Consider the following 15064-nt stretch of genomic DNA (forward strand, 5'->3'; position numbering starts at 1 on the left):
GCCCTTACGCCGCCAGCAGCGACTTCAGCTTGACGGCCTGCGAGCCGAGCGCCTCCGGCGCCGGCTTTGCCCGCTTGCCGATCAGCATCTCGGCCAGCCTGATGTCACGGGCAACCGCATTGCCGGGACCGATGCCGCTCGCCGCTACCAGCCTGCCATCCCCGGCCAAATGAAACAGGATGAAGGCGCCGTCGTCGAGATCGCGGCGCACGACACTGCGGCCCTCGTCCGACAGGCCGGCGATCTGCAGGCTGAGGCCATATTGATCCGACCAGAACCATGGCACCGCCGCATGCGCCTCACCGGTATCAAGCATGTTCTTCGCCGCCAGGTCACCTTGCTCCTGCGCATTGCGCCAGGCTTCCAGCCGCACCCGCCTTCCGTCATAGACGGCAAGCGGAAACGAACAGCAATCGCCGGCGGCAAAGATGTCCGGATCGCTGCTGCGCAGCTCGCCATCGACCGCGATGCCATTGTCGATCGTCAGTCCCGCCTCCGCGGCAAGTGCGGTCACCGGCACGGCGCCAATGCCGATCACCGCGAGGTCGGCGACGATGGCGCGTCCGCCGGCCAGCGTGATGCGCACCTGCGCACCGTCGTCGGCAATCGCCGCGATGCCGTCACCGCAAAGGATGGTCACGCCTTCGGCCTCATGCGCCGCGTGGATCACCTGCGCGATTTCGGCCGGCACGCCACGCATCAGGATGCGCGGGAGCGCCTCGATGACGGTGACATCGGCGCGCAGTCTGCGCGCTGCTGCGGCGAGCTCGAGGCCGATGAAGCCGCCGCCGACAATCGCGATGCGGTTGCCGGCCCGCAGATGGGCGCGAATGGCCAGCGCGTCGGCAAAAGTCCTGAGATAGACGCAGCGCGACCCAAGGCCTGGCATCGGCAGCTTGCGTGGCGTCGAGCCCGTTGCCAGCAGTAGCTTGTCGTAAGCCAGCACCGAACCGTCCGACAGACGCACGCTGTGCGCGGCGCGGTCGATCGCCACTGCCTGGACCGAATGGATATGCCGGATCGATTTTTCGGCCAGCAACGCCTCGCTGGCGATCGCCTTGATCTCGGGCGCATCGCTGACCATTGCGTCTTTCGACAGCGGCGGCCGCTCATAGGGCAAATGCGGCTCGTCTCCGACCAGCGTCACCGGCCCGACATAGCCGAGTTGGCGCAGCGTCAGCGCCGCGCGCCCGCCGCATTCGCCGGCGCCGATGATGACCATGCCCTTTGTCATTGCCATCACCCGATCTGGATCAGCACTTTGCCGGCGTCGACCTTGACCGGATAGGTCTTCAGATTGACGCAGACCGGTGCGCCCCTGGCGTCCCCCGTCTTGTAGTTGAAGCGGCCATTGTGCTTGGGGCATTCGATGATGTCGTCCATCACCAGCCCGTCGGCCAGATGCACCTTCTCATGCGTGCACAGCCCATCCGTGGCAAAATAGTCGTCGTCGGGGCTGCGATAGATGGCAAAGGTGCGGCCGCCATGGTCGAACCGCATCACATCCTCTTCGTCGATGTCTCCGGCCGCGCAGGCCTCGACCCAGTCGCTCATTGATCTCTCCCGGTAGAATTTTGGCCCGTCAGCTGCCCCGTTGCGGGCTGCTGTCACTCCGCTGCTTTCGCAGCAGCATGGTCGCTGTGGAATTCGTCACGATAGGGCCTGGCCGTCGGCGGCAGCTCGCGCTTGACGAAATAATCCTCATTGCGCAACTGGCGCAGGAAGGCCGGTATCATCTCGCGGTAGCCGGCCAGGATCGACGGCGTCGGCGCCGGCAGATCGTGCTTGATCAGCTCATGCAGCTTCGGCAGCGCGTGGTAGGGCACCATCGGGAACATGTGGTGCTCCACATGGTAGTTCATGTTCCAGTAGATGAAGCGGCTGATCGGGTTCATCAGCACGGTGCGGCTGTTCAGCCGATGGTCGATGACATTGTCGGCGAGGCCGCCATGCTGCAGCAGGCCGGTCATCACATGGTGCCAGGCACCGTAGAGCCTTGGCAGTCCGACCAGCATCAAAGGCAGGAACGAGCCCGAATAAAGCGCCAGCGCGATGGTTGCGGCGTAGATCGCCGTCCAAATGCGGGCAGCGCGGATCGCCTTCGGCTGCTCCTGCTCGGGGATGAAGGTCTTTTCCGCCGGGCTGATGATGCCGGCGGCGTTGCGTACCATGTCGCTCATTGCATGCCAGGCGTCGAGCACGCCGACGAACGCCAGCATGACGCGCAGCAGGTCCGGCGGCCGCATGACCGATATCTCCGGGTCGCGGCCGACGATTATGGTGTCGGTGTGGTGCCGTGTATGACTCCAGCGCCAGGTCACCGGATTGCGCATAATCATGAAGCAGGCGATCTGATAGATCGCATCATTCATCCACTGCGTCCGGAATGCGGTGCCGTGGCCGCATTCGTGCCAGCGTGAATCGGTCGACGAGCCGTAAAGCGTGCCGTAGACGAAGAAAAACGGCACGCACCACCATGTGCCCCAGAACCAGGCGCCGCCTGCCGCGCTGAGGATCAGGGCCGCCAGCCAGATGATGGTGTCGCGGATCGCCGGCTGGTCGGAGCGCTGCATCAGCTCCTTCATCTGCTTGCGCGGAATATCGGTGTGATACCACTCGGCTGCCGACAGCCCGGTCTCGACGGCGAGCTTGGCGTCGCGGCCGATCAGACTGTAGTCGCGCCGGGACGGTGCTGCGTCCATCACTGCCGTCATCGAGGTTCCTCCATCCGCGCCTTGCGATCAGCCCATAACGGAAGCTCGGGCGCAATGGCTGGCGTCGGATTTCAAAATAGCGCCAAGCCATGATAGTCTCAATATCACAAAGATAGTTTCTATCATTTCATATCAGAATGAGGTAATCTCAGCCCGCATCTAGTGGAGGATCCATGGCAAAGCGGCCCACCATCACCGATCTGGCGCGCATCTCCGGCGTCAGCGTCGCCACCGTCGACCGGGTGCTGAACAACCGGCTGCCGGTGCGCGAGGAAACGGCGCGCCGCGTCTATGAGGCCGCGACCGGCATCGGCTATCACGCCGCCGGGCTGATCAAGCAGCGGATGCGCCAGGAATTGCCGGAATACCGCCTCGGCTTTCTGCTGCTGCGCGGCAATGATGTCTTCTACGGCGATTTCGCGCGGGAGCTGGAAGTGGCGGTCGCGCAGTCGCAGCGCTTCCGCGGCGTCGCCACCATCGACTTCGCCAGTTCGCTCGCCGCCGACGAGATCGCCGTCCAGATGCGCAGACTGGCGGCGAAATCCAGGGCCATCGCCGTTGTCGGCCCGGACCATCCGACGCTGACGGCGGCCGTCGAGGCACTGAAGGCGAGGGGGCAGCCGGTCTTCTCCCTGCTGTCCGACTTTGCCGCCGGCATCCGCGAGGGCTATGTCGGCCTCGACAACCGCAAGGTCGGTCGCACCGCGGCCTGGATGATCGCCAAGGCGGCGCCGAAGCCCGGCAAGGTCGCGCTGTTCGTCGGCAGCCATCGCTTCCACGGCCATGAACTGCGCGAGATCGGCTTTCGCTCCTTCTTCCGCGAACATGCGCCTGAGTTCACGGTGATGGAAACGCTGGTCAATCTGGAAGCCAATCAGGTGACCCACGATGCGATGATCGATCTCCTGGCGCGCTATCCGGATCTTGCCGGCTGCTACGTCGCCGGCGGCGGCATGGAAGGTGCGGTCTCGGCGCTGCGGGCAGCAAAGCCCGAACACATGCCGGTGGTCGTCTGCAACGAGATCAACGCCGAATCGCGCGCAGCACTCGCCGACAACATCCTGACCATGGTGATCTCGACGCCGCTAGCCGCTCTGTGCCGCGAGCTTGTCGGGCTGATGGCGCATGCCATCGAGGCCGGCGCCGCCAACGCGCCGGGCCAGACCTTTCTGCCTTTCGACATCTATCTCCCGGAAAACATTTGACCCTCGCCGGCGAGAGTCGGCCCCGGAAATGATAGAATCTATCAGAGTGAGCCGAAAATCCGCCATCCGACCGCGGAATCACCCTTGACGTCGCAGCGGAAAATGGAATAAAAATTTCACCAACTGGGTATTTTGGTTCTTTCGTTCCGGAACATCTGTTTCAAACTGAACGCCTGGCGTTCCAATTGCAGGGAAAACGCCATCCGGAGCTGAACCAGCAATCGGGAGAGATTCCCTGGGAGATCGGGGATTCCGGGTAAATCGGTGCAGCCGGACACCAATGTGTGGAGGAGAACGAAAATGAAGAAACTGCTTTTGGGCGTCGCCTTTGCGGCGCTGATGAGTTCGTCGGCACTCGCTGCCAAGGTCGGCGTGTCGATGGCCAAATTCGACGACAACTTCCTGACCGTCCTGCGCAACGGCATGATCGAGCAGGCCAAGGGCATGAGCGGCGTCGAGCTGCAGGTGGAGGACGCGCAGAACGACGTCGCCAAGCAGCTTGACCAGATCAAGAACTTCGCCGCCTCGGGCGTCGACGCGATCATCGTCAACCCGGTCGACACCTCGGCCACGCAGGCGATGTCCGACGCAGCCGCCGCCGCCAAGATCCCGCTGGTCTACGTCAACCGCGAGCCGGTCAATGTCGACACGCTGCCGGACAACCAGGCTTTCGTCGCTTCGAACGAGGCTGATTCCGGCACGCTTGAGACCAAGGAAGTCTGCCGCCTGTTCACGGAAGCCGGCAAGAAGGAAGCCAATGTCTATGTGATCATGGGCGAGCTGTCGAACCAGGCCGCCGTGCAGCGCACCAAGGACATCGAAGAGGTGATCGCCACGCCGGAATGCAGCTTCATCAAGATCATCGACAAGCAGACGTCGAACTGGGACCGTGACCAGGCCCAGAACCTGATGACCAACTGGCTGTCGACCAACAAGCCATTCGATGGCGTCATTGCCAACAATGACGAAAGCGCCATCGGCGCCATCCAGGCAATGAAGGCCGCCAACATCGACATGAAGACGGTTGTCGTCGGTGGCGTCGATGCCACCCAGGACGCGCTTGCCGCAATGCAGGCGGGCGACCTTGACGCGACGGTATTCCAGGATGCCGCCGGCCAGGGTGCCGGTGCTCTCGACGCTGCGCTCAAGCTGGCCAAGGGCGAGAAGGTCGAACACAAGGTCTACGTCCCCTTCCAGCTGGTGACGCCGGCAAACATCGACAAGTTCCTGAAGAAGAACTGAGTTTCGGACCGATTTGGAGCGGCGTGAGACAGCGCCGCTCCTCCTTTCCCGATTTGCCCGAGCGGGTGGCGGGAGCGCGAACGCGGCCGACGGAGGACAGAAGACGTGGCACAGACATCTCATGGCGTCGGAGGGCTCACCTACGATGCGAAGAAACGCGCATGGCCGGCCGAGTTCAACGTTTTCCTGGCGCTCGTCATCCTCGTCGGCGCCTTCGAACTGATCGGCCGGGTCTTCCTCGGCGACAGTTTCCTGTTCAACACCCGCGACAATGTCGACGCAATCTTCAATCAGCAGCGGCTCGAGATCATCATCCTGCAAGTGTCGATCGTCGGCATCATCGCCATCGGCGTGACGCAGGTGATCATTTGCGGCGGCATCGACCTGTCCTCAGGCTCGATCGTCGGTGCCACTGCGATGATCTCCATGAGCTTCGCCCAGGTGGCGATGGTCAACGGCAACCCCAACCCCAAGGCGATGTTCCTCGCGCAGGGCTGGACCGACCTGCCGGTGATCGTACCGGTGCTGGTCGCGATCGGCTGCGGCCTGCTGGCTGGCCTGGTCAACGGCTTTCTGATCGCATACACGCGCATCCCACCCTTCATCGCCACGCTCGGCATGATGGTGACGGCGCGCGGCATCGCCAAATGGTGGTCCAAGGGCCAGCCGATCTCGTTTCCGACAGACGGTTTCGCGGCAATTGGCAAGGGCCTGATGCCGGTCGTCATCTTCATTTCGCTGGCGATACTGTTCCAGCTGATCCTGACCTACACCAAATACGGCAAGCACTGTTATGCCATCGGCTCCAATGAGGATGCCGCGCGCATGTCGGGCATCAAGATCGCCAACCACAAGATCCTCGTCTATGCCATCGCCAGCATCCTCGCCGCGCTCGCCGCCGTGGTGCTGTGCTCCAAGAACCTGACCGCCCAATCCGGCATGGGCGTCATGTACGAACTCGACGCTATCGCCATGGCGGTCATCGGCGGCGTCTCGCTGTCGGGCGGCCGCGGCTCGATCATCGGCACCGTCATCGGCTCGCTGATCTTCGGCGTCATCATCTCCGGCTTCACCTTCCTGCGCCTCGATGCCTACTACCAGGAGATGGTCAAGGGCGTGATCATCGTCGGCGCGGTGGTTCTCGACCAATGGCGCCAGCGTCGCCGCGCGATAGGAGGTTGATCATGTCGGACATCGTTCTGAAGACCGAAAACCTGACCAAGCGCTATGGCGGCGTGCATGCGCTCGAAGGTGCCAATTTCGAACTGCGCAAGGGCGAGCATGTCGCCATCATGGGTGACAACGGCGCCGGCAAGTCGACCTTCGTGCGCCAGATCACCGGCGTCGAGCAGCGCACCGACGGCAAGGTCTGGTTCGACGGCAAGGAAGTGAACTTTTCCGGCCCGATCGAGGCGCGCGAGGCCGGCATCGAGACCGTGTTCCAGAATCTGGCGCTGGCCGACGATCTCGACGTGCCCTCCAACCTGTTTCTCGGCCGCGAGAAGGTGCTGTTCAATCTCGGGCCGTTCTCGATCCTCGACCGCAAGTTCATGCGCAAGGCGACCGAGGCGGCTCTTGTCCGCACGGCGGTCAAGATCCCCAATCTGTCCAGCACCATCCGCCACATGTCGGGCGGTCAGCGCCAGTGCGTGGCGATCGCCAGAACCGCAACCTTTGCCTCCAAGCTCATCATCATGGATGAGCCGACGGCAGCGCTTGGCGTGCAGGAGACGGCGCAGGTCGAAAACATCATCCGCACGCTGAAGGAAAATGGCGAGCCGCTGATCCTGATCAGCCACAACATGCGCCAGGTCTTCGACCTGGTCGACCGCATCGTCGTCTTCCGCCGCGGCAAGATCGTCGCCAATCTGCGCAAGCAGGACACCGATGGAAACGATATCGTCTCCTACATCACCGGCGCCAAGACCGGGGAGGCGGAACTCGCGGCCTAGGCCTGGCGCGGGTCACCCGGTTCCGGGACGATCTGCCGCGCCAAGAAAATCACCTTGCCGTCTTTTCCTGACGGGAAGGTACGGACACAACTCTCTCGAACCATCCCTTAGAGGAAATATCCATGACTCTCCGCTTCGCCCTTCTTGGTGCCGGCCGCATCGGCAAGGTCCACGCCCGCGCCGTCGGCTCCAATCCGCAGGCCAAACTGGTTGCCGTCGCCGACGCCTTCGAGAAAGCGGCGACCGAACTGGCGACGGCCTATGGCGCCGAAGTGCGCACCATTGACGCCATCGAAAAATCCAAGGACATCGACGCCGTCGTCATCTGCACGCCGACCGACACCCATGCTGATCTGATCGAGCGCTTCGCCAAGGCCGGCAAGGCGATCTTCTGCGAGAAGCCGATCGACCTCAACGTCAAGCGCGTCGAGAAGTGCCTGGCCGTGGTCGAAAAGGCCAAGGCGACGCTGATGGTCGGCTTCAACCGCCGTTTTGATCCGCACTTCGCCGCCGTGCGCAAGGCGATCGACGACGGCGCCATAGGCACCGTCGAGATGGTCACCATCACCTCGCGCGACCCGGGCGCCCCGCCCATCGACTACATCAAGCGTTCGGGCGGCATTTTCCGCGACATGACCATCCATGATTTCGACATGGCGCGCTTCCTGCTCGGGGAAGAGGTGGTCGCGGTCAGCGCCCATGCTTCGGTGCTGGTCGACAAGAAGATCGGCGAGGCCGGCGATTTCGACTCGGTCAGCGTCATCCTCGAAACCGCTTCCGGCAAGCAGGCCGTCATCTCCAACTCGCGCCGCGCCACCTATGGCTACGACCAGCGCATCGAGGTGCACGGTTCGAAGGGCATGGTCGCTGCCGAGAACCAGCGCCCGGTGTCGATCGAACTGGCCAACGAAAAGGGTTATACCCGCCCGCCGCTGCACGACTTCTTCATGACCCGCTACCTCGACGCCTATGCCATCGAGATCGCCGCTTTCATCACCGCGGCAACCACCGGCAAGAAGGCGGCGCCGAGCGGGGCCGACGGCCTCGTGGCGTTGAAACTGGCGGACGCGGCGCTGAAGTCGGCGACCACAGGCAAGACCGTCCGTCTCGACTAGGTGTGTTGATATTCAGGTGAGGCCGGCCTGGCGGCTTCCTGCGCTTCCGGTGCTCACGTACCTAAGAGTACGCTCCGCTCCGGTTCTCGAAAACCGTCATTTTCGACTCGGCCTGGCCTGAATCTGAAACACACCTTAATTTTGGTATCCAACCCAGGAGCAAAGCGATGAGTGCATCAGCCGGTCGCAATTCAGAAACGCGTGCCATCGTTACCGGCGGCGCGCAAGGCATCGGCTTTGCCGTTGCCGAGGCGCTGGCGGACGAGGGTTGCCGGGCATTGGCGCTCATTGGCCGCTCGCAGGAGAAGGGCGACAAGGCCGTTGCCCATTTCAAGACATTGGGCGTCGACGCCATTTTCATCAGCGCCGACGTCTCAAAGGTGGCCGACTGCAAGCGCGCGGTCGAAACCGCGGTCGCGCATTTCGGCACCATCAACGCGTTGGTCAATGCCGCCGCCACGTCGGCCCGCGGTTCGCTGGTCGAAACCAGCGAAGAGCTTTTCGACACCATCTTCGCCACCAATGTGCGCGGACCGTTTTTCCTGATGCAAGGCGTGGTGGCGCATCTGCTGGCGCACAAGGCGCCGGGCTCGATCGTCAATGTGCTGTCGATGTCGGCGCATGCCGGCCAGTCCTTCCTCACCCCCTATTCGACCAGCAAGGGCGCGCTGATGACGCTGACCAAGAATGTCGCCAACGCCTATCGCGGCAATCGCATCCGCTGCAACGCCGTGCTGCCCGGCTGGATGGACACCGAGGGCGAGGCGATCGTGCAGAAGAAATGGCACGATGCGCCGGACGACTGGCTGGCAAAGGCCGAGGCCGCGCAGCCGATGGGCCAGCTGGTCAAGCCGGCGCAGCTTGCCCGGCTGATCAGCTACATGGTCAGCCCGCAGTCCGGCGTCATGACCGGATCGCTGGTCGACTACGACCAGAACATTGCCGGGGTGATCGGCGAGTAGTGACAAACGCTCGGGCTTCGACTATATGAGCCTCATGATCAACCTGACCGCCACGTATTGGTACTTTAGCAGCTCGCTGGCGGCGGGAGGATTGCGCTCGATCTGAAGATTGCAGCAACAAGTCCGAACAGCCGCCAGACTTGGCGGCTTTTTTGTTTCAGCCGGCAGGTCTCCCAAACAGGAGCAGAAAGCCGTGTTGACCACCACAGACGACCTTCGGGTCACCGAAATCAGAGCATTGAGCGCGCCGGAAGAGGTGATGCGCGAGATACCGCGCACGCTGACGGCGACGCGCACCGTCGCCACTGCGCGCAACGCGATCCATTCCATCCTTACGGGGGCCGACGATCGACTGCTTGTCATCGTTGGCCCTTGTTCGATCCACGATCCGGTCGCGGCCGTTGACTATGCCAGCCGTCTGGCGGCGCTGCGCGAGACCCTGTCCGACCGGCTCGAGATCGTCATGCGGGTCTATTTCGAGAAGCCACGTACCACGGTCGGCTGGAAAGGCTTGATCAACGACCCCGACCTGGACGGCAGCTTCAACATCGAGAAAGGGTTGCGCATGGCGCGCAACGTCTTGTCGGCCGTCAACAATCTCGGGCTGCCGGCAGCGACCGAGTTCCTCGACATGACCATTCCGCAATACATCGCCGACCTCGTCGCCTGGGGCGCCATCGGCGCGCGCACCACCGAGAGCCAGATCCACCGCGAGCTTGCTTCCGGCCTGTCCTGCCCGGTCGGCTTCAAGAACGGCACCGACGGCAATCTGCGGATCGCCGCCGAGGCGGTGAAATCCGCAGCCCAGCCGCATCATTTCATGGCGGTGACAAAGGGCGGGCGCAGCGGCATTGCCACCACCACCGGCAATGAGGACTGCCACGTAATCCTGCGCGGCGGCGTTCAGCCCAATTATGACGCAGCAAGCGTCGCGGCGGCCTCGGCGGAACTCGCCCGCATCGGCGTTGCGCCCCGTCTGATGATCGATGTCAGCCACGCCAACTCGGCCAAGAAGCCCGAAAACCAGCCCAAGGTGGCCGCGGACGTGGCCGGCCAGGTCGCGGCCGGTGACGAGCACATCATCGGCGTCATGATCGAGAGCAATCTCGTCGCCGGCCGCCAGGACGTCGTGCCTGGCAAGCCGCTCGTCTATGGCCAGAGCATCACCGATGGCTGCATCGACTGGGCGACCACCGAAACCGTGCTGCACGGCCTTGCCGGCGCCGTCGAATGGCGCCGCTCGGCGCGCCGCACCTTGATGGAGAGCCGGCCGGGAGCGGCTTGACGCGGAAGCCACTCAAGGGCGGGCGGGCGGTGCTTGCAGCGATCATGCCGCCCTCAGCCCCTCCCAGGCGGTAAACACCGCAACCGCGAAGAGCAGCAATCCAGCCGCGCGGCCGGCAAAAGCGGTCGCGCGCGGGTTGGCGACCAGAACCGTGCGGCTGCGGCCGGCCGAGATTGCTAGCCCGCCATAGATCGCGGCCTGCGTCAGCACCGTCAGCAGCCCCATGACCGTCGCCTGCATCCAGATCGGGCCGTAGGCCGGCTTGAGGAACTGCGGATAGACGGCAAGCACGAACAGATACGCCTTCGGATTGATCAGGCAGGTCACAAAACCCTGGCGAAAGGCCTTCCAGGCGGAGCGGCTGCCGGCCGGCCCATCCTGACCGACCGTGATGGAGCTGCGCATCAGCGTGATGCCGATGAAGGCCATATAGGCGGCGCCGGCGATCAGCAGCGGCTTGAACAGGATCGGCACGAAATGCATGAGCAGGCCGACGCCGATGGCGCCGTTCAGCGTGTGCACGATGCCACCGACCATGATGCCGCCGGTGGCGGCGAGCCCCCGGTCGCGCCCGCCGGTCAGCGCATTAGCGAGCACGAACAGCATGTCCATGCCCGGCACGACGATGATGCCGAACAACAGGAGAAAAAACAGCCAGAGATTTTCCGCGTAGCTCATGTCAGTTACCTATCGCCTTCTGCCGGCGTGTTGCCGAGGTATCTGTTGATTTTCAATCCGATAGGCAGCCCTATAAGTCACCCCAACTGACGGGGATGTGTCAGTAGCGTTCGGGCGGGTGAGGAAATGCGCAAGGCGTCGCGCCTGTTCGAGATCATCCAGATTCTGCGGCTGGCACGACAGCCGGTGACGGCAGCAATGATTGCCGGACAGCTGGAAGTGACGGGGCGCTCGATCTATCGCGACATCGCCGCGCTGCAGGCGATGCGGGTTCCGATCGAAGGCGGGCGCGGCATCGGTTACATATTGCGCCCCGGTTTCGACCTGCCGCCATTGATGTTTTCGATCGAGGAGATGGAGGCGATCGTGCTGTCGCTGGCGCTGCTGGAGCGCACGGGCGACAGCGAGCTCAAGCAGGCGGCCAAGCGCGTCAGCGCCAAGGTTGCGGGTGCAGTGCCGCCGCCCTTGCGTCAGGCGTTCGACGCCAATGCGTTGCATGTCTGGGGTTTTGCCGCGCCATCGATCGGTGCTGTCGATCTGGCGCTGGTGCGCCGCGCCATCCGCGACGAGGAGAAGCTCGACCTCTCCTATCGCGACGAAATGGGCCGTGCCTCCGAACGCCTGATCCGCCCGATCGCGCTCATCTACTACGCCGAGACAGCCAACATCGTCGCCTGGTGCGAACTGCGCCAGGCGATCCGCAATTTCCGCAGCGACCGGATCGAGGATTGCCAGCCGACCGGGCTGCGCTTCAAGGGCGAAGGCGACCGCTTGCGGCAGATATGGGTGGACGGTTGGGAGACCCCGGCAGCCAGCGGCTGAGACGAGCGGATATTACCGCACATCCACCCAGCGCTTCTCCTCGAACGAGCGCGCCATCGCATGCACGGCGCGCTCGATCTCGAGGCCTTGGTCGAAGTCGATGATGCGCGCCGGCTTGCCGGCGAGGCGCGTCAACAGTTCGCGGCATTCGATGATCTTGAGATCGTTGAAGCCCAGGCCATGGCCTGGCGCCGGCAGGAAGCTGTCATAGGGCTTGTGGTGCGGCGCCACCAGGATGGTGCGATAACCTTGCTCGGTCGGCCGGTCGGCGGTGAGATAGAGCTGGAACTCGTTCATCCGCTCCTGGTCGTAGAGGATCGAGCCTTTTGAGCCAAAGATCTGGATGGCGATGCGGCCCTTGCGGCCCCAGGCCGAACGGTTGACCAGCAGCGTGCCGGCCACACCGTTTTCCAGATGCATCAGCACGCTGGCAATATCGTAGGTCTCGACCGCGCGCCGGCCGCCGGTCGCGACCTTGCGGTCGGCATAGGGTTTGGCCATGTCGCACATGACGCGGCCGACTCGGCCGAACAGCACCGAAATCAGCGACAGCGGGTGCACGGCAAAATCGTCGAGCGCGCCATAGCCGGACGATGCCTCATGCTTCCAGAAGAACAGCGCCTCCGGGTCGGCCATGAAGTCCTCGTCCATCTCGATGCGCACAAGGTTGACCTCGCCGATGATCTTTTCGTCGAGCAGCGCGCCGATGTGACGGATGGCCGGGTTCTGGATGTAGTTGTAGCCAAGTGCGGCCACCTTGCCCGACTTCTTCGCCGCTGCCGCCATCGCCTCGGCCTCGGCAAAGCTCGGTGCCATCGGCTTTTCGCACCACAGATGCTTGCCGGCCGCGAGGATGGCGATGGCCATTTCCGGATGGAACTGGTTCGGCGTGGTCAGCGAGACGATATCCACCTCGGGATCATTGACGACGGCGCGCCAGTCGCCGGACGCCTTGGCAAAGCCGAACTCGTCCGCCTTGCGCCGGGCCAGCTCCTCATTGACCTCGCCGAGATGGACGAGTCGTGGCTTGGCCACATCAGGAAAGACGGCGCCGACGGCACTCCATGCAATGGCATGGCACTTGCCCATGAAGCCCGTACCGATAAGACCGACTCCGACCATTTCCCTTGTCTCCGCTGACTGAAAAGTCTTGGCGGATGAATTAGTCCATTTTTCTCAGGAATGGAACGCCTGCCTCATTTTTTATGGTGTTCTTGCGCAGGCTCGCTATGATGAGGCAGAGAGGGTGCCGACCAATGAGCCTGGGCAAAGCGACGATGGACGAACGGGTACCTCGCGATTTTGAAACGCTGCGGGCAACGATCCTGGAGCGGCGCGAAAGCCTGCCCAAGCGCATCGCCCAGATCGCTGCCTACGCACTCGACAATCCCGACGATATCGCTTTCGGCACCGCCGCCAGCATCGCTGCCTCGGCCGGCGTCCAGCCTTCAACCTTGATCCGTTTTGCCCAGCAGCTCGGCTTCGATGGGTTCACCAGCCTGCAGTCGGTGTTTCGCGAACGCCTGCGCGAGCGCAATTCGTCCTATGATGAAAGGCTGCTGGCATTGCGCGCCAAAGCCGAGGAGGGCGCCGGCCACCGTGCGATCTTCGACGGTTTTGTCGCCGCCTCCAGCACCTCGCTCAACGACATTTCACGCACGCTCAACGAACCGCATTTCGAAGAGGCAATTGGCCTGCTGGCGAAGGCCGAAACCATCTATGTGCTGGCCAAGCGCCGCTCCTATCCGGTCGCGTCTTACATCGCTTATGCCTTGGGCAAGCTGAAGATCCGCAACCAGCTGATCGAATCCGCCGCTGGCCTCAATGCCGAGATGATCGGTTTTGCCACGCCCCGGGACGCCGTCATCGCCATCAGCTTCTCGCCGTATGCGCCGGCGACAATCGAGGAAGCGAAGACCATTTCGGAACATGGCGTTCCGATCGTGGCGATCACCGACAGCGCCTTTTCGCCGCTGGCCAAGTTCGCCAAGGTCTGGTTCGAAGTCGCCGAGGCCGATTTTGCCGGCTTCCGCTCGCTGTCGGCGACGATGGCGCTGGCCATGGCGCTGACCGTTGCCGTGGGCGAGAAGCGGCGCGACACAGGCAAGAAGCGCAAGGCCTAGATGGCCTCTACGGCCGCTTCGCCTCCCGCCACAAGCCGCGCTGCGTCGCGTGCGGGCGGTGACCCGAACTGACGCGCATATTCGCGGCTGAACTGGGAAGCACTCTCATAGCCGACGGCAAAGGCGACCTGTGCCACGTTGCCTGGCTGGGCAACCAGCAGATGGCGGGCTTCCAGCAACCGGATCTGCTTTTGGTATTGGATCGGGCTCATGGCCGTCGCCGCCTTGAAGTGGCGGTAGAACGCAGCGTTGCTCATATGCGCGATGTCGGCCAGGTCCTCGACCCGGATCTGCTCATGGCAATGCATCCGGATCCAGGCGATCGCCTGCCGTATCCTGGACAAATGGCCATCGGTGCGCGCCAGTTGGCGCAGCTTCCCGCCCTGCGGGCCTTGCAGCAGCCGAAACAGCATCTCGCGTTCGAGCATGGCCGCCAGCACGGGAATCTCGGCTGGCCGGTCAAGCAGCCGCATCATTCGACGCAATGCATCGAGCAGCTCGTCATCGACCGGAGAGGTGGAGAAACCGTCGCCGCTAAGGGCCGGCTCGTGTTCGACGAGCAGCGCGGCGACAGCCTGCAGGTCAAGGGTGAAGCCGATGGCCAGGTAGGGACGGGCAGCACTCGCTTCGACCAACTGGCTGATGGTCGGCGTGTCGACAGTGTAGATGAAATAGCTGGCGGGATCGTAACGAAGAGCCCGGTCGCCGATCAGAACCGTCTTCGCGCCCTGCAGCACGAACAGAATCCCCGAACCCCACACGCCCGCCACCGGTGCCGTGGTGACTTCGCTGCGGCCGATCGAAACGCGGGGGATAGCCGTTGCTGTTCGTCGCCCGCGCGCATGGCGGCCGGCGATATCGATCAGCTCTCGTAGGGCCTCGCTCATGGCGCGAACATCGCGCATCCCCACGCGCCACGCAACCATCGTGAGAGGATTAGGCAAGAGCGGGAGAGGTTTCGGCGCG

Annotated in this window: 15 protein-coding genes; 9 read left to right on the forward strand and 6 right to left on the reverse strand. The window is 63.4% G+C overall.

Going from position 1 to position 15064, the window contains the following annotated elements:
• Window positions 1-4: 4 nt before the first annotated feature.
• From AC1DXU_RS17880 to AC1DXU_RS17890, 3 genes are read right to left on the reverse strand one after another with little or no spacing between them, the layout of a single operon-like run.
• Window positions 5-1240: an NAD(P)/FAD-dependent oxidoreductase gene (locus tag AC1DXU_RS17880; protein ID WP_477370925.1), complete on the reverse strand. Its 1236-nt coding sequence runs from the start codon at window positions 1238-1240 to the stop codon at window positions 5-7.
• The gene (locus tag AC1DXU_RS17885; protein ID WP_477240629.1) at window positions 1240-1554 is read right to left on the reverse strand and encodes a MocE family 2Fe-2S type ferredoxin; all 315 of its coding nucleotides are present in this window, start codon (window positions 1552-1554) and stop codon (window positions 1240-1242) included. Before AC1DXU_RS17885 ends, AC1DXU_RS17880 begins: the two co-directional genes overlap by 1 nt.
• 53 nt (window positions 1555-1607) lie before the next feature.
• Window positions 1608-2702 carry a fatty acid desaturase family protein gene (locus AC1DXU_RS17890; protein WP_477371593.1) on the reverse strand — a complete coding sequence of 365 codons (1095 nt, stop codon included), beginning with the start codon at window positions 2700-2702 and terminating at the stop codon, window positions 1608-1610.
• A gap of 185 nt (window positions 2703-2887) precedes the next feature.
• Between AC1DXU_RS17890 and AC1DXU_RS17895 the strand changes: the two genes are divergently transcribed.
• The 7 genes from AC1DXU_RS17895 (at window position 2888) to AC1DXU_RS17925 (ending at window position 10475) form a co-directional block, all read left to right on the forward strand.
• The gene (locus AC1DXU_RS17895) at window positions 2888-3919 is read left to right on the forward strand and encodes a LacI family DNA-binding transcriptional regulator (RefSeq protein ID WP_477370927.1); all 1032 of its coding nucleotides are present in this window, start codon (window positions 2888-2890) and stop codon (window positions 3917-3919) included.
• A 300-nt stretch (window positions 3920-4219) separates the two neighbouring features.
• On the forward strand, window positions 4220-5161 hold the full coding sequence (locus AC1DXU_RS17900) for a sugar ABC transporter substrate-binding protein (protein WP_477310818.1): 942 nt from the start codon (window positions 4220-4222) through the stop codon (window positions 5159-5161).
• Window positions 5162-5266: 105 nt separating this feature from the next.
• Window positions 5267-6343, forward strand: coding sequence for an ABC transporter permease (locus AC1DXU_RS17905; RefSeq protein ID WP_477310820.1), 1077 nt, complete (start codon window positions 5267-5269; stop codon window positions 6341-6343).
• A gap of 2 nt (window positions 6344-6345) precedes the next feature.
• Window positions 6346-7113, forward strand: coding sequence for an ATP-binding cassette domain-containing protein (locus AC1DXU_RS17910; RefSeq protein ID WP_477240637.1), 768 nt, complete (start codon window positions 6346-6348; stop codon window positions 7111-7113).
• Window positions 7114-7235: 122 nt separating this feature from the next.
• Window positions 7236-8228 carry an inositol 2-dehydrogenase gene (iolG, locus tag AC1DXU_RS17915; RefSeq protein WP_477370930.1) on the forward strand — a complete coding sequence of 331 codons (993 nt, stop codon included), beginning with the start codon at window positions 7236-7238 and terminating at the stop codon, window positions 8226-8228.
• 167 nt (window positions 8229-8395) lie between these two features.
• The gene (locus AC1DXU_RS17920) at window positions 8396-9190 is read left to right on the forward strand and encodes an SDR family oxidoreductase (protein ID WP_477370933.1); all 795 of its coding nucleotides are present in this window, start codon (window positions 8396-8398) and stop codon (window positions 9188-9190) included.
• Window positions 9191-9383: 193 nt separating this feature from the next.
• Entirely contained in the window at window positions 9384-10475 is a 1092-nt protein-coding gene (locus tag AC1DXU_RS17925; RefSeq protein ID WP_477370936.1) for a 3-deoxy-7-phosphoheptulonate synthase, read from the forward strand.
• Window positions 10476-10517: 42 nt separating this feature from the next.
• On the opposite strand, the gene AC1DXU_RS17930 is transcribed toward AC1DXU_RS17925, so the two are convergent.
• A complete protein-coding gene (locus AC1DXU_RS17930; RefSeq protein WP_477370939.1) occupies window positions 10518-11153 on the reverse strand; it encodes a LysE family translocator in 636 nt (211 codons plus the stop codon).
• Window positions 11154-11279: 126 nt separating this feature from the next.
• Here AC1DXU_RS17930 and AC1DXU_RS17935 point away from each other — a divergent pair, with 126 nt between their 5' ends.
• The gene (locus tag AC1DXU_RS17935; protein ID WP_477370942.1) at window positions 11280-11975 is read left to right on the forward strand and encodes a helix-turn-helix transcriptional regulator; all 696 of its coding nucleotides are present in this window, start codon (window positions 11280-11282) and stop codon (window positions 11973-11975) included.
• A gap of 12 nt (window positions 11976-11987) precedes the next feature.
• Here the strand turns inward: AC1DXU_RS17935 and AC1DXU_RS17940 are convergent, their stop codons facing one another.
• On the reverse strand, window positions 11988-13097 hold the full coding sequence (locus tag AC1DXU_RS17940) for a Gfo/Idh/MocA family protein (protein ID WP_477370945.1): 1110 nt from the start codon (window positions 13095-13097) through the stop codon (window positions 11988-11990).
• 155 nt (window positions 13098-13252) lie between these two features.
• Here AC1DXU_RS17940 and AC1DXU_RS17945 point away from each other — a divergent pair, with 155 nt between their 5' ends.
• The gene (locus AC1DXU_RS17945; RefSeq protein WP_477371595.1) at window positions 13253-14098 is read left to right on the forward strand and encodes a MurR/RpiR family transcriptional regulator; all 846 of its coding nucleotides are present in this window, start codon (window positions 13253-13255) and stop codon (window positions 14096-14098) included.
• Here AC1DXU_RS17945 and AC1DXU_RS17950 read toward each other — a convergent pair.
• Entirely contained in the window at window positions 14095-14985 is an 891-nt protein-coding gene (locus AC1DXU_RS17950; RefSeq protein WP_477371597.1) for an AraC family transcriptional regulator, read from the reverse strand. The genes AC1DXU_RS17945 and AC1DXU_RS17950 overlap by 4 nt on opposite strands.
• Window positions 14986-15064 lie beyond the last annotated feature (79 nt).

It is taken from the genome of Mesorhizobium sp. P3_A10, from assembly GCF_056403175.1.

What these genes read in the sequence shown, in the direction of transcription:
- AC1DXU_RS17935 (WP_477370942.1), top strand. Translation starts at nt 11,280, where the DNA reads ATGCGCAAGGCGTCGCGCCTGTTCGAGATCATCCAGATTCTGCGGCTG.
- AC1DXU_RS17880 (WP_477370925.1), bottom strand. Translation starts at nt 1,240, where the DNA reads ATGGCAATGACAAAGGGCATGGTCATCATCGGCGCCGGCGAATGCGGC.
- AC1DXU_RS17910 (WP_477240637.1), top strand. Translation starts at nt 6,346, where the DNA reads ATGTCGGACATCGTTCTGAAGACCGAAAACCTGACCAAGCGCTATGGC.
- AC1DXU_RS17930 (WP_477370939.1), bottom strand. Translation starts at nt 11,153, where the DNA reads ATGAGCTACGCGGAAAATCTCTGGCTGTTTTTTCTCCTGTTGTTCGGC.
- AC1DXU_RS17940 (WP_477370945.1), bottom strand. Translation starts at nt 13,097, where the DNA reads ATGGTCGGAGTCGGTCTTATCGGTACGGGCTTCATGGGCAAGTGCCAT.
- iolG (WP_477370930.1), top strand. Translation starts at nt 7,236, where the DNA reads ATGACTCTCCGCTTCGCCCTTCTTGGTGCCGGCCGCATCGGCAAGGTC.
- AC1DXU_RS17900 (WP_477310818.1), top strand. Translation starts at nt 4,220, where the DNA reads ATGAAGAAACTGCTTTTGGGCGTCGCCTTTGCGGCGCTGATGAGTTCG.
- AC1DXU_RS17895 (WP_477370927.1), top strand. Translation starts at nt 2,888, where the DNA reads ATGGCAAAGCGGCCCACCATCACCGATCTGGCGCGCATCTCCGGCGTC.
- AC1DXU_RS17920 (WP_477370933.1), top strand. Translation starts at nt 8,396, where the DNA reads ATGAGTGCATCAGCCGGTCGCAATTCAGAAACGCGTGCCATCGTTACC.
- AC1DXU_RS17945 (WP_477371595.1), top strand. Translation starts at nt 13,253, where the DNA reads ATGGACGAACGGGTACCTCGCGATTTTGAAACGCTGCGGGCAACGATC.
- AC1DXU_RS17885 (WP_477240629.1), bottom strand. Translation starts at nt 1,554, where the DNA reads ATGAGCGACTGGGTCGAGGCCTGCGCGGCCGGAGACATCGACGAAGAG.
- AC1DXU_RS17890 (WP_477371593.1), bottom strand. Translation starts at nt 2,702, where the DNA reads ATGGACGCAGCACCGTCCCGGCGCGACTACAGTCTGATCGGCCGCGAC.
- AC1DXU_RS17950 (WP_477371597.1), bottom strand. Translation starts at nt 14,985, where the DNA reads ATGAGCGAGGCCCTACGAGAGCTGATCGATATCGCCGGCCGCCATGCG.